Source organism: Bacillus sp. JH7 (assembly GCF_001563515.1).
Classification (GTDB): domain Bacteria; phylum Bacillota; class Bacilli; order Bacillales; family Bacillaceae_G; genus Bacillus_A; species Bacillus_A cereus.
The window spans coordinates 1,278,832-1,293,869 of record NZ_LPUS01000001.1; the positions used below are offsets into that span (position 1 = coordinate 1,278,832).

Genomic DNA, 15,038 nt, shown 5'->3' on the forward strand with positions numbered 1-15,038 from the left:
AATGGGAAAATATAGGGATAAGGAGATGGAGTTATTCATGGTACAAATTCATCCGAAAACACGTATTGGTCATATTGAATTTAAAGTGAAAGATTTAGAGCGTCAAATTGCTTTTTATGAAAATGTTGTAGGATTAGAGGTAATTAAGCAAGAGGGGAATAAAGCATATTTATCTGGAAAAGGTGGAAAGAACGCGTTACTTGTTCTTGAAAAGTTAGAGGACGGGGTACTGCAAGAACCGCGTACGACTGGTATATATCATGTAGCCTTTTTAGTTCCGACTCGTGAAGCTTTTGCTTCTGCGCTATTTGGGGTTCTTCGTAATAAAAATGTAATTGACAGCCCGGATGAGCAAGAAGGGCGTTATACATATTCAAATGAAATTTTACCAATTTCAAGGTTTAATAGTGCAAGTGATCATACATATAGCGAAGCTTTTTATTTGCAAGATTTAGAGGGGAATGGTATTGAAATTTATGCAGACCGTCCGCGCGATCAATGGGGAGAAGGGCCAGGAGGAAGTACACCACTTGATTTAAAAGAATTGGCGACACTCGTTGATTATGATTTTGATGGTTTGCCTGCTAATACTGTCGTTGGGCACGTACATTTACGAATAGCTGATGTAGAGAAATCACATGAATTTTATGTGGAAACAGTAGGTTTTGAAGTACAACAGCGTGAAGAGGATTGCTTATTTATTTCAGCAGGGGGATATCATCACCATATTGGTGCAAATACGTGGAACGGAGTAAACAATCCACACCCACCAGTATATGCAACTGGACTAAAGGTATATGCTATTGTACTACCGCATAAAGAAGCGTTAGACGAAGTGAAAGAAAGATTAATAGAAAAACAACATGAAATAAATGAAACTACAAATGGGTTTGTGGTGGTAGATCCAAGTGGTATTACAGTGCAGTTTGAAATAGAAGCAGTGTAAAATAAGCGAGAAAGTGTATAATCACTTTCTCGCTTATTTGTGATTATTCATAGCTCAATCCAATATCTTCTTACTATATTCCCATCTTCCTCAGTGAAATCATCATCACGAATCCCGCCGTTATGCAAAATCGTTTTTTCAGAAGCGGTATTCACAGCATCGCAAACGACAAGTACTTTCGTGATGTCTAACTTCTTCGTTTTTTCTAATGATAATGCTAGTAACTTCGTAGCATAACCTTTTCTTCTTTCAGAAGGGCGAATGCCATAACCAATGTGACCGCCAGCGTTAAATAAATGTTTGGTTAAACTATGACGTATATTAACAGCTCCCACAATTTTATTTTCATCTGTAACAAGCCAATATGTAGAGTCTGGTACCCAAGTTTCAGGGATATTTATTCCGTTATGCGCATCGAGAAGTTCTTGAACTATAGCTGGGAAGTTGGCAGGATTTTTTGAGATAACCCACGGGATCATTGTTTCACCGCTATCTTTCCATTCGTTATAGAAATCTAAGTATTCTTCTTGTAAATCAGTAGTAGGTGTGAGTAATGAGACGTTCATTGTTAGTAAGCTCCTTTATTTATATAGTTTTTATAAAAAATTACGATACAAATTGAAAGCGTTTTCCATAGTTTCTCAACCTAATTTCACGTAATTCATCTTTGATTTTTTAGAAAATTAGTGAAGGTTTAAAATTAGAAGTTATTTATTTCATGTTAATCTTTTAAATATTAACATAAAACGGTCGGAGTATTAAGTATATTTTAGCGGTACCCCTATATGTAAATAAAAGGATGTTTGTGATAATTTTTGTTTTATCTATCTATAATGAATGAAAGGGGGAAGTGCCCGTGAGTGTAGATTTTGATTTTATTATACGAATCGGTGTTGCTGGCTTGTTAGGAGCAATGATTGGTATTGAAAGAGAAATTCGATCGAAAGAAGCTGGATTAAAGACTCATTTCCTCGTAGCGGTAGGAAGTGCGTTAATAATGGTTGTTTCGAAATATGCCTTTTCAGATATTGTGTTTGAAGAGCATATGTCTCTAGACCCAAGTCGTATTGCAGCACAAGTCGTTAGTGGAGTTGGTTTTTTAGGTGCAGGCACAATTATTATTCAAAAGCAGGCGGTGAAAGGATTAACGACCGCGGCTGGTTTATGGGCTACTGCCGGCATAGGATTAGCAATTGGAGCGGGAATGTATGTAGTAGGTATTGGAGCGACGATTCTCGTTTTAATTGGTTTAGAAATTGTAAGTCGTATTTTTAAGGTGCAATTTTTATTTCCACAAAATATAACAGTGCAAATGTTTGTAAATAAACATGAAGCGGTACAACAAATATTAGAAACACTACAAGTGAAAGGCATCCCAATACTCTCATATGAGGTGGAAGCTTCACAGCAAAGTACAGAAACTGTTTATAAGGTAGGGATGCAACTGAAAAATATATCGTCAGAAGAAAAGAATGAGTTTATTCAGCACATGCAAACATTACCGGAAGTTACATTTATAAAGTTAAAATCATAGTGTTGAAAATGAGGATAGATGTAGCAGGAATTTTGCTATTATCTATCTTTTTTGATATAAAATGCACGGAAAGTCAAGCGTTAATTTTATATGGAATGGATACATGTGTGAACGTTACCTTATTTTTTCTCAATACAGGACAAAAAGTAAAAAAAGTAAAATAATGGATCGGGACACTAAAAATGTAAGGTAGGGGAGAGCATGAAAGGCTATTCAAAGAAAATGTTAGTAGGGGTAAGTTTTGCTAGTTTAATGTTAGGGAGTTTTCAAGGGGTAAGTTTGACAGAAGATACTAAGGGAGAGCAAGTTTCTTATCGAAATGTGCTCAAAATGGAGCCAGTCGGTGTACAACTACCAGTACAAGAATTAGCTCATTCATCGAAAGTGCTCGAAAGCAAGTCTTTTGAGAAAAGGTTACAATTTGCCGATTTATCACAAAGACCACCTGAGGTGAAAAAAGAAAGTAAGCAATTAGCTGTAGCGAAAACTTATACAATTGCCGAATTAAATCAATTAAGCAATCAGCAGTTAGTAGATTTACTTGTAACAATTGATTGGGAGCAAATTACGGGGCTATTTCAGTTTAATACAGACAGTCTAGCATTCTATCAAAATGATAGTAGGATGCAGACGATTATTGATAAATTGAAGCAGCAAGGACAAGCCTATACGAAGGATGATTCAAAAGGGATTGAGACATTAGTAGAGGTATTACGTTCAGGATTTTATTTAGGATTTTATAATTCGGAACTTAGTAAATTAAATGAACGGAGTTATCATGATAAATGCTTACCTGCATTAAAAGCGATGGCTAACAATTCAAATTTTAAGCTGGGTACATTAGAGCAAAATAGAGTGGTATCATCATACGGAAAGTTAATAGGAAACGCTTCGAGCGATGTGGAAACGATAACATCGGCTGCAAAGATTTTTAAACAATATAATGATAATTTTTCTACATTAGTAGATAATCTTTCAGCTGGAAATGCTATTTACGATATTATGCAAGGTGTTGATTACGACATTCAATCGTATTTGTACGATACGAGGAAAGCACCGAAAGATACAGTATGGTATCAGAAAATAGATAGTTATATTAATGAATTAAGTCGTTTTGCATTAATGAGAACGATTACAGCAAAAAACGGTTGGCTTATTAATAATGGCATTTATTATACAGGTAGACTCGGTATGTTCCATAGTACAGGAACGAAAGGGTTACAAGTTGTAACAGATGCGATGAAAATGTATCCGTATTTAGGGGAGCAATATTTCGTAGCTGCTGAGCAAATTGCAACGAATTATGGCGGAAAAGATGCAAATGGTAAAGTGGTGAATTTAGATCAAATAAGAGAAGATGGAAAGAAAAAATATTTGCCAAAAACGTATACGTTTGATGATGGGGCAATTGTTTTAAAAGCTGGAGATAAAGTGACAGAAGAAAAAGTAAAACGTTTATATTGGGCGGCAAAAGAAGTAAAGGCACAATTCCATCGTACGGTTGAAAGTGATCAACCTTTAGAAAAAGGAAATCCTGATGATGTATTAACGATGGTTATTTATAATAGCCCAGCAGAATATCAATTTAATCGTCAATTGTACGGTTATGAAACGAATAACGGTGGTCTTTATATAGAAGGAACAGGTACGTTCTTTACTTATGAGCGTACGCCAGAAGAAAGTATTTATAGTTTAGAAGAATTATTCAGACACGAGTTCACGCATTATTTACAAGGTAGATATGAAGTACCAGGGTTATGGGGACAAGGGAAAATATATGAAAATGAAAGATTATCTTGGTTTGAAGAAGGAAATGCTGAATTTTTTGCAGGGGCAACGAGAACGGATAATGTTGTACCGAGAAAGAGTATTATAGGAGGATTATCTTCAAATCCAGCAGAGCGTTATACGGCAGAGCGAACGTTAAATGCAAAGTATGGAACGTGGGATTTCTATAATTATTCCTTTGCTTTACAATCGTATATGTACAATAAGAGATATGATATGTTCGATAAAATACATGATCTTATTAGGAAAAATGATGTAACAGCATATGATGCATATCGCTCTACATTAAGTAAAGATGCGAATTTAAATAAAGAATATCAGGACTATATGCAAATGCTAGTTGATAATCGTGAGAAATATAATGTGCCATTAGTATCAGACGATTATTTAGCGAATCATGCATCGAAGCCAGTTTCAGATATTGCAGCAGAAATAACAGCGGAAGCAAAATTGAAAAATGTATCAGTGAAGAAAAATAAATCACAGTTCTTTAATACATTCACACTACAAGGAACATATACAGGAACTGCAGCAAAAGGAGAATATGAAGATTGGAAAACAATTACACAAAACGTTAATGATACGTTAAAACGTTTAAGTGCAAAGGAATGGACAGGCTATAAAACAGTAACAGCATACTTTGTAAATTATCGCGTGAATACATCAGGACAATTTGAATATGATGTTGTGTTCCACGGTATTAATACAGAAGAAGGTGTAGAGAATAAAGCACCAGTTGCAGTTATAAACGGTCCGTATAGCGGAAATGTAAATGAAGCAATTTCATTTACAAGCGACGGATCAAAAGATGAAGACGGGAAAATTACTTCGTATAAATGGGAGTTTGGTGATGGAGCAGTAAGTAATGAGCAAAATCCAACTCACGTATATACAAAAGAAGGAACGTATACGACGAAATTAACGGTAACAGACGATAAAGGAGCAACTAATACTGCTACAGCGACTGTAACTGTTCAAAAGAAAGAAGATAACAGTGTAGAAAAAGAACCGAATAACTCATTCCAAACAGCAAACAAATTGCAGTTAAATCAAGTTTTACGTGCTAGTTTAGGAAATGGCGATACAAGTGATTTCTTTGAAATTAATGTGGAGACTGCTAAAAACCTTCAAATTAACGTAACGAATGAAAATAATATTGGAATGAACTGGGTACTTTATTCTGAAGCAGATTTAAATAATTATGTTACGTATGCTCAGCAACAAGGGAATAAACTAGTAGGTAGTTACTATACGTATCCAGGGAAGTATTATTTACATGTGTATCAGTATGGCGGGGGGACAGGGAATTATACGGTGGAAGTGAAGTAGTAAAAGGGGAGTTATCTTGTTCAATGAATGGAAAAAGGTCTGTACTTTAATGAAAAAACAACTGCAGGCAATGTCTCTAATGATAATAACAAATTAAGTGTCGCGAGATGTTATATTTATATTAAACCAATCTAATCAGTAAATAAGATAAAATAGATGAACTAGTATTTCATCACGATGTAAGAAAAGTTATAAATATTAAGTGTTTTTAATTGAATTAAACTAAAGGATCAGAGTGTATCTGTAACAATAGATAGGCTCTGATCCTTATTATATTTAATTAACGCATATGAATTTAAGATAATTAATAAGTAAGCTAGCTAGCGGGATTCTTAAAATTCATTTATGTAATTAACTAAACAGAAAATTGTTATCACATTAGCAAGGGATACTAATAGAAAAGCGTGTCCCTTTACCTAATTCACTCTCTATTTCTATATCTCCGTTTAATTCTCTAATAATACTATAAGCAATCATAGTACCAAGCCCAGTTCCTTTTTCTGTTGTTGAATAGAATGGCAAAGCAATTCGTTTTATTTGTTGAGATGACATCCCAATTCCTGAATCAATAATATCAATTATGATATTTCCTTTTATTTTTTGTATATTTATTTGTAATAATCCACCATTTTTCATAGCCTCAATTCCGTTTTGGATGATGTTGTTTAGACAGAGTTTGAATTTTTCGGGGTCCCCATTTATATAAAAGGAATCTGTACTATTTTGTTTGATTTCAACTTTGTATGATAGAGCGAGTGGTGAAATAGTATCTTTCACCTGATTTAAAATGTGATTAATATCTATTTTTTCTTTTAGGGTATTCTGTGGTTTGGTTAAAGATAAATAGTTATTAATAGTAGATTGTATTTGCTGCATTTCAATTAACATGATTTCTAAGTATTGATCCTGAGATAGCTTAGAGGCATGTTTTTCATTTAATAATTGAGTGAATCCATGTACCGTGGTTAGTGGATTGTGGATTTCGTGTGCAATTGACGCTGCTAGTTCGCTAGCTATATAAAATTTTTCAGCCCGTTGCAGTTTTTCTTTCATTTTATATTTCTCAATCATTTCCTCTATAAAATAAACTGATAATAATACTGTGAAAATATTAATGACTATATAATTTAATAAAAATTCTATGAGAGTAGAGTCTATTTTACCTCCTGTATTTATTTGAGTTACAATACCGCAAATAGAAAGGGAAGCTGTACATACTAAAATAAGAAGTAAGCTTAATAATATCTTTTTTTCTTTAAAATACATAGGTAATAAGTAACGAAAGAGCATTGTTATAACAGAAATGATAGTAAAGATAATAAATGATGGAAGAACGCCATTTCCGCCTAAGTAAAACCGGTAAGAAAGATATAAAATTCCTATAAAAACAATGTTTTTTGTATTTCCATATAGAAAAACTAATATAATAGGAATAAAACGTAAATCATAAATAAATCCCACATGTAAATGAAAAGGAAAAGTCATACAAAAAATAATAGCAATGGAGGAAAGGATAGAAAATAACATATTATTACATGTTATTTTTTCTTTAAACTCTAGCCAAAATACGTGATAGCTAAGGATACAAATTATTATAATAAAGGTATTTAATAAAAGAGTAGAAATTCCCATAGTTTTGCATCTCCGATAGTTTGTAAGTAGAATTATGTATGAGTTGGACATAGATGTTTAGTATTAGTAGACTTTTTATCTAAAAAAGGAAGGGTACTTGAAAAGTGCTGTTATATTACTCGTATTAAAATTGATAAGGAAAATAGAAAAAAATAATAGATAAAAAATCTATTTAAATTTATGTACATATGAAATCATAAACTAACTTTTGTATAGGTGAAATTTGGATTGAGTTACTGATAAAATAAGTCTTTTTAAGTATGAATATTCTGTGAAAAAGATATGCGTGGTGACTCCTGTTTTGTAGCCTTCGTTATATTAACATGGAATATATCAAATTACAAAGTGAAATTTTAGAAAAATTTTATTAGTACATTTTATCTGAAATAGAAATGCTATTTATTTGAGTATTTTGGTACTTACTCGTATAAAACTTTGTTAGAAAAAGACTTTAAAATTTACATGTTTTTTATGAAGTGTAATATTGTAGCTTTATCTATGGGGCTTTCTCAATAACTATTAAGGCGAAAAGTTTAAATATATAGGTTTATAGATATGAATTATTACATAAAAACGCACTTAAAAAAGGATGTATGATGGTAATAGAATACAAACATCAAGGGGGAACTTAAAATGAAGTTAAATAAACTAGTGCTTAGTTGTGGAGTAGTTTCAGCATTAACACTTGGTGTGTTAGGGAATAATACTTATGCTGAAGAAGTACACAAAACGAATGATCCAATTCATGTAGTTGAACATGTTTCTGCAGACTTATTATTAACCCAAACAATGAATTATAGTGGCGAGGCTGTAACTTCTTTCGTATATGATGGGAGTACTGACTTAAGCTTCTCTATGAAAAATAATGGTCAAAATACAATGGGATATAGTGTAAAAGGTCCAAATACAGAGCTAATTGTTGGTGGTTATATAAAACCTGGAGAACAACAAATTAATGTTACAAATGTACGGAATGCTTTATCTCCATTACCGAATGGAACATATAAAATTTACGTTTCAAATGATGATGGTTCTAAGGGGCAATTCCAAGTTTCAGTAAGATCTGTGAATTAAATTTAAAAAGCTTTGTTTTTAAGTTAATTTAATCTTTGCTTATTGGAAAGAAGCTAAAATGAATTGAGAATTACCGATAAAAATGAAAACGAGCACCTTATCTAATTGTGAGAGGGTGTTCGTTTTTTGCTATTAAACAGAAAATAATTATAAATATATTTTGATATCCCCATTGCTAACCTACTAGATTGTGTCAACGAGAGAATGTCTACTATAAAAGATATTAAAATAAAGATGATGTAACATTCCGCTAAATTATATGGGGAAATAGAAAAACCACCCTTATATGAGTGGTTTTTAGTAATTATTTTTAGGTTATACATTTAAAATTAGGCTAAGTTATAGAAATAATAAACATTTAATCTGTTGTTATTATTTTGGTTCTGGATAATGATTGTAGTATGAGATTCTAATAAATTCTTGGTAGACATTTGTTAATTTGGCATCTCTAAGAGCATCGTTGAATTTTTGCATACGTACACTCCCTTGAGCGTAGCCTCCACCTGGAGTATAAGGGTTTCTAGCTTCAAAGTCATCCAAAAATACTTTTAATTTTTTATAGTCTTGAGATTGATAGAAAGCCACAGCCTCTTCAGGAGTGACATCAAAGTAAGAGGATGACGTTGAGTTATAAGAAGCTGCTTGAGCAGTAGGTGCCTCTAGCATAGTTGCAGCTCCACCGAACATAGTAAGCGCCATAGAAGATACAATAATTTTTTTAAACATAATAAAACCTCCATGTAGAATATTAGATTAACAGTAATCCTGTAATCATTATAGTTACAATGAAAATGATTATCAAATGCAATATTGCATAATATATCCCGTTATTTTTGGGCAGTAAGACTCCCGCCCAAAAATTCAATGAAAGCAAAGAAGTTAGGTGGGAATCGGGCGGATTAAAGTTTCGCTTTATTATTTGAACGAGAAGTCACCTTTATATTTAAATGGAGGAATGTAATAGATTAAAAGAGGTGTATAAATTACTCAGGTTAACAAGAAAATGAAAAGGCTATTTTTAATAGGGGAAAGCTTAATAACTGGAGTAAAGGAATTGCTATTTATATATTTAACATACATATTTGTCTTTTAAATTGTAGGCGTGTTTTAGAATTTGTATATAGTAAATTCGTTAAAAAACTTGATAAATAATAAAATGTGTAAATTTTTTGACTATTTTATTAAAATTATTTAATATTTGTAATTTATTGTTTTATAATGATAATTGGGTCGATCGTGAATGTTTTAGATATTGCGATATATACTCGGATTAATTTATTCTAGGGAGGTTACAAAATTGGGTAAGAGAGTCATTATAAGAGTTTTTACATTATTATCAGTACTGGCATTATTCCTTAATGTATTTTTACCTAGGGCTAGTGCAGAGGTTATGACGCATGAGAAATATTCAATGGACTGGAGTTATAGTAATAGTCTAGGTAAGTACATTCGCACTGAAATGATTAAAAATTCAAGTGGTCAAATTGCTTATTGCTTAACCCTTGGATTAAAATCACCAAATGGTGAAGATCTTCCTGAAATGGGGAAAACAGATAATGTAGTATATAGAGTCTTATTAAATGGTTTCCCGCAAAAAAGTGCTGAACAGCTGGGAGTAGCTAATAAAAATGAAGCGCATTATGCAACGCAACTTGCGGTTTGGAATGCATTAGGTCAACTCGATGTAAATGAATTAAAACATGAGAATAAAAATGTTGAAAAAGCAGCTAAGGCTATTATTAGTAATGCTAACAATAGTGAAGAGACTCAAGATGTTTTTATGAATGTGATTCCTGCTGAAAAGCAAAAAGCAGAATTAAAGGGTGAATTCTTCGAAACAAATCTATATTCAGTACAAACAAATGCTAAGAGTGGTTCTTATAAGGTAGTAGCGAAAAATGCACCTAATGGAGTTAGAATTGTTAGTGAAAATGGAGAAGTGAAAGATCAGCTTTCAGTTGGAGAAAAATTTCGTATCCAAATTCCTAAGAATACAAAAACGGGTGAATTTAATTTAAGTGTTGCTGCTAATTTAACTAAAGTTCAAGCAATTGCTTATCGTGGTACGGATACTGTTCAGAATGCTACAGTACTATTAGAGAGAAATGAAGAAAAGCTTAGTAGTGATCTTGCAGTAAATTGGGAAGCAGCTGGTTCTTTAAAAATTAAAAAGGTTGGAGAAAATGGAGAAGTTTTAGCTGGTGCAGTATTTGAGGTCTTTAATGCAAATAATGAATCAGTCGGAAAAATCACGACTGGTGCTGATGGTATGGCAGAATTAAACAACTTACCAATTGGTACTTACACATTAAAAGAAATTAAAGCACCAACAGGCTATGTTTCAGATGATAAACCACAAACTATTGAAGTTAAGACAGGGGAAACAGGAGCTGTCCAAATAGTAAATAACAAAGTAAAAGGTAACATCGAAATTAAAAAGCTTAGTGATTCAGGAAAGATTTTACCAAATGTTGAATTCACAGTCTTCACTGAAGATGGAAAAGAAGTGAAAAAAGTAGTAACAAAAGAAAATGGAATTGCAAACGTTGAAGATCTTACGTATGGTAAATATTATTTCTTAGAGACAAAAACACCTAATGGATATATTGGAAATAAAACAAAGTATCCTTTTGAAATTAAAGAGCACAATAAAACACTTAATTTTACAGTGGAAAATACCGAAGTGAAAGGTAGTGTAAAATTACTAAAAGTAGATAATGAAGATATTAGTAAAAAATTAGAAGGTGCAGCATTCGAGCTAAAAGATGCAAGTGGAAAAGTAGTTGGGGAATATAAGACAGATAAAAATGGTGAGATTAACGTCAAAGATTTAGCGTATGGTAAATATTCATTTGTAGAAAAGGCTTCTCCAAATGGTTACGTTCTTGTTAAAGAACCGATTATGTTCGAAATAAAGGAACATGGAAAGGTTATTGAGTTATTGGCAGTTAATCATCTTATCAAAGGTGATCTAGAAATTACAAAGGTAGATGTAGCTGATGGAAATAACAAGCTTCCAAATGCAGAATTTACGATTTATAACGAAGCAGGAAAAGAAGTAGTAAAAGGAAAAACAGACGATAAAGGAATCGCTAAATTTGAAAAGTTACCATTTGGAAAATACACATATAAAGAAACTGTTGCACCAAAAGGTTATGTATTAAATGAAGAAACGTTCTCTTTTGAAATTAAAGAGAATGGTCAAATCATTAAACACATTGTCAAAGATGAAAAGATTCCTTCAATAAAAACAACAGCTACTGATAAAACAGATGGTACAAAAGAAATGCACACGTCTAAGTCTGTAACAATCCAAGATAAAGTGGAATACAAAGACCTACAAGTAGGTGAAGAGTACAATTTAAAAGGTAAATTAATGAATAAAGAGACTAATAAACCATTAGTTGTAAATGGTAAAGAAGTAACTGTTGAAACGAAGTTTACACCAAAAGAAGCAAATGGTTCTATTACACTAGATTTCACTTTTGATGCAACTGGTTTAGAAGAAAAAGAAGTAGTAGTATTCGAAGAGTTACTGAAAGACGGAAAAGTTGTTACGACACATGCTGATATCAATGATAAAGGTCAAACAGTTAAGTTCGTTAAGCCATCAGTAAAAACGACAGCAACAAACAAAGCTGATGGTGGAAAAGAGATTCATTCAAAGGATTCTATCACAATCCAGGATAAAGTGGAGTACACTAACTTAGTTGTTGGTAAAGAGTACACTGTAAAAGGAAAATTAATGAACAAAGCTATTAACAAAGCATTACTAATTGATGGTAAAGAAGTAACAGCTGAGACTAAATTTACTGCAAAAGAAAAGAACGGTTTTGTAACATTAGACTTTACTTTTGTTGGTGCTGAACAGCAAGGAAGAGAAGTAGTTGTGTTCGAAGACTTATTACATGAAGGGCAAGTAATTGCAACTCACGCTGATATTAACGATGTAGGTCAAACAGTTCGATTTGTAGAGCCTTCTATTAAAACGACAGCTACAAATAAAGCTGATGGTTCTAAAGAGTTAGACGCTTCTAAAACTGTAACAATCCAAGATAAAGTGGAATACAAAGACTTAATCGTGGGTAAAGAGTACGTAGTAAAAGGTAAACTAGTGGATAAAGCAACAAACAAGCCATTATTAGTTGATGGTAAAGAAGTAACAGTAGAATCTAAGTTTACTGCTAAAGAGAAGAATGGTTCTATCACATTAGACTTCACTTTCAATGCTTCTGCATTACAAGGTAAAGAAGTAGTAGTATTTGAAGAACTGTATCAAGATAATATATTAGTAGCTATTCACGCTGAAATTGAAGATAAGGGACAAACAGTGAAATTTAAAGAGGGAAAATCGGAACAACCAAAACCAGAACAGCCAAATTCAGGTAAAAATACGCCAACACCAGAGCAACCTAACGAGCAAGTAAAAGAACAACCACAACTTAAGAAAGAAATTCAATCTAAAATTGGATGGTTACCGCAAACAGGTACTAATCTTACAAGTTGGATCTCTATGGCTGCAGGAGCATTACTGTTAATTGTTGGTGGAGTGATTTTCTTAAAACGTAAAAATGCATAGAAATTAAAAAATAAGCACATCTGTTTTTATAACAAGATGTGCTTATTTTTATCATTTTAGCCAAGAAGACTCCTATATTTAAGCGTGAATGGCATTTAAAATAGCAACCATATTTTATAGGTAATTTTGAACAGTTAAAAGAAATATTACAGGAGGGTGAAAAGCAAGGAGTTTTTCATTTCTTCTCCATAAATCATACAATACATTGGATCACTTCTATTGTTTTATTTCCAAAGTTTAAAAAGTTTATTGATTTTTTAGGGCCAAATGAAACGAATGATACAAATCATGAATGGATGCCAGAAGACTTAGTGGACAGGATTGTTACTGCATTAACAGATAAACCTAATGTGTAAATTATTCAGTGTTTATGAATTCTATTATTACTATTTAAAGCCTAATTTCTCAATGTATTGTAGAGAAATTAGGCTTTTTTTATCAATTCATTAAATTTTTTATAATTCAAGGACTCAAGTTAATGATTATATTTTCAAGTATTCGTTTTGAGCTACATAGATATAGTTTTCGTTGCAACTGTTTGTTGAAATATTTTATCATGCTCAACAATAACCATTGTGGGATTAAATTGTTGAATAAGTTCTTCAATCTGCATGCGGGAATAGATATCTATAAAATTTAGTGGTTCATCCCATATATATATATGAGCTTTTTCACATAAACTTTTAGCGATAAGCAGTTTTTTCTTTTGTCCACCAGAATAATGAGATATATCTTTTTCAAATTGAATTCGGTCAAAGTCCATCTTACTTAGGATGGACTTAAATAAGGTTTCATCAATCTTGTGCTCTTCAATAAAGCCTGATAGCGATCCTTTCAAATGAGAAGTATCTTGTTGGACATAGGAAATGATGAGTCCTGTACCTAAAGTAACTAAGCCTGTATGCTGTATCGGATGTCCTAGAATTAGTTTTAGGATACTACTTTTTCCGCTCCCATTCGTTCCATCAAGTACAATTCGGTCACCTTGTTCAACTATGAAGCTAATCGGCTCATTCACAATTTGATCATTGTACTTAACGGACACGTCAACTAAAGTAACCAATTCATTTGATTTAAATTGCAATTGTTCCAATTTTAATGACTCAGTTTTTTCCACATTTTTTAGTAATTTTGATTTTTCCTCAATAGCTTTTTGTTGCCTTGATTCAAGGTTTTTTGCTCTTTTCATCATCTTGGCTGCTTTATGTCCTACAAACCCCTTATCCAACTTAGAGCCTGAATTCCTCGTTCCATTTTTTGAAGCTTCCACGTCATTAGACCAACTTGCTGAACGTTTGGAAGACTGTTTTAATCGCCCTATGTCTTTTTGTAGACGCTCATTTGTAGCCTTCTCGTGTTCTTGCTGTCTATCAAAATTTAACTTCCAAGAAGAATAGTTACCACTTTGAACTTCAATATTTGCTCTATTAATAGATAGGATATGGTCAACGCACCCATCTAAAAAGATTCTGTCATGTGAAATTAAAATAAATCCTTTTTTCTTCCTTAGATAATCGGAGACTATCTTTCGTGCATCTGTATCTAAGTGATTTGTTGGTTCATCAATTAATAGAAATTGACCCGCATTTAAAAACAGTGCAGCAAGCAACACTTTTGTTTGTTCCCCATTTGATAATGTTTTAAATGGTCTGTACATGACCTCAGCATCAACATTTAAATAGGATATCTCACGTAGAAGTTCCCAATCTGCGGCTTGGGGACAAATTTCTTCAAGGATTTCATGAGTGAATTTGTTCTTATCTGAAACAGAGTAGGGGAAGTAATTGAATTCTACTGAAGCAAGGATTTTCCCGCTATACTCATAATTCCCTAACAATAAATTAAAGAATGTCGTTTTACCTCGTCCGTTTCTACCAATAAATCCTAGCTTCCAATCCGTATCTATTTGGAAGTTTACACTTTCAAAAATATTATCAAAGCTACCTGGGTATGAAAAAGTTAAGTCTTGGACCTTTATCATTGACATAATAATTCCTCCTTTATATATCGAAACGTTTCATATAAAGTCGGAACATCCATCCATTTTTTAATTCCTCTATATAAGTTTGATGGATATTAACGACTTATATAGAGCATTACATGTGTAACAATAGTATCTGAAGTACTCATTTTTCTCGCTCCTTTATTTGTGAAGT

At 32.6% G+C, this 15,038-nt stretch carries 9 protein-coding genes and 1 pseudogene; 6 read left to right on the forward strand and 4 right to left on the reverse strand.

The features are described 5' to 3' along the window. The first annotated feature begins 37 nt into the window (after window positions 1-37). Complete coding sequence (locus AU379_RS06665; RefSeq protein WP_061139031.1) at window positions 38-946, forward strand: VOC family protein; 909 nt, start codon at window positions 38-40, stop codon at window positions 944-946. A 47-nt stretch (window positions 947-993) separates the two neighbouring features. Here the strand turns inward: AU379_RS06665 and AU379_RS06670 are convergent, their stop codons facing one another. Beyond that, window positions 994-1,512, reverse strand: coding sequence for a GNAT family N-acetyltransferase (locus AU379_RS06670; RefSeq protein WP_061139032.1), 519 nt, complete (start codon window positions 1,510-1,512; stop codon window positions 994-996). A gap of 290 nt (window positions 1,513-1,802) precedes the next feature. Here AU379_RS06670 and AU379_RS06675 point away from each other — a divergent pair, with 290 nt between their 5' ends. Next, window positions 1,803-2,480: an MgtC/SapB family protein gene (locus AU379_RS06675; RefSeq protein WP_000109721.1), complete on the forward strand. Its 678-nt coding sequence runs from the start codon at window positions 1,803-1,805 to the stop codon at window positions 2,478-2,480. Between the two features lie 201 nt (window positions 2,481-2,681). Next, complete coding sequence (gene colA, locus AU379_RS06680; RefSeq protein ID WP_061139033.1) at window positions 2,682-5,597, forward strand: collagenase ColA; 2,916 nt, start codon at window positions 2,682-2,684, stop codon at window positions 5,595-5,597. A gap of 378 nt (window positions 5,598-5,975) precedes the next feature. Here colA and AU379_RS06685 read toward each other — a convergent pair whose 3' ends face one another. Continuing rightward, window positions 5,976-7,229 (reverse strand): HAMP domain-containing sensor histidine kinase, encoded by a 1,254-nt coding sequence (locus AU379_RS06685; RefSeq protein WP_061139034.1) that lies wholly within the window; start codon window positions 7,227-7,229, stop codon window positions 5,976-5,978. A 633-nt stretch (window positions 7,230-7,862) separates the two neighbouring features. On the opposite strand from AU379_RS06685, the gene AU379_RS06690 reads away from it, so the two are divergent. After that, window positions 7,863-8,303, forward strand: a complete 441-nt coding sequence (locus tag AU379_RS06690; RefSeq protein ID WP_000773526.1) for a hypothetical protein — start codon at window positions 7,863-7,865, stop codon at window positions 8,301-8,303. 372 nt (window positions 8,304-8,675) lie between these two features. On the opposite strand, the gene AU379_RS06695 is transcribed toward AU379_RS06690, so the two are convergent. After that, a complete protein-coding gene (locus tag AU379_RS06695; protein WP_000473483.1) occupies window positions 8,676-9,029 on the reverse strand; it encodes a hypothetical protein in 354 nt (117 codons plus the stop codon). Window positions 9,030-9,600: 571 nt separating this feature from the next. On the opposite strand from AU379_RS06695, the gene AU379_RS06700 reads away from it, so the two are divergent. Together AU379_RS06700 and AU379_RS28510 are read left to right on the forward strand one after the other, a co-directional pair. Then, window positions 9,601-12,882, forward strand: coding sequence for a VaFE repeat-containing surface-anchored protein (locus tag AU379_RS06700; RefSeq protein ID WP_061139035.1), 3,282 nt, complete (start codon window positions 9,601-9,603; stop codon window positions 12,880-12,882). Window positions 12,883-12,986: 104 nt separating this feature from the next. Continuing rightward, window positions 12,987-13,238, forward strand: a pseudogene (locus tag AU379_RS28510) (TetR/AcrR family transcriptional regulator); the annotation flags it as partial. 152 nt (window positions 13,239-13,390) lie between these two features. Here the strand turns inward: AU379_RS28510 and AU379_RS06705 are convergent. Then, a complete protein-coding gene (locus AU379_RS06705; protein WP_000061799.1) occupies window positions 13,391-14,869 on the reverse strand; it encodes an Lsa family ABC-F type ribosomal protection protein in 1,479 nt (492 codons plus the stop codon). Window positions 14,870-15,038 lie beyond the last annotated feature (169 nt).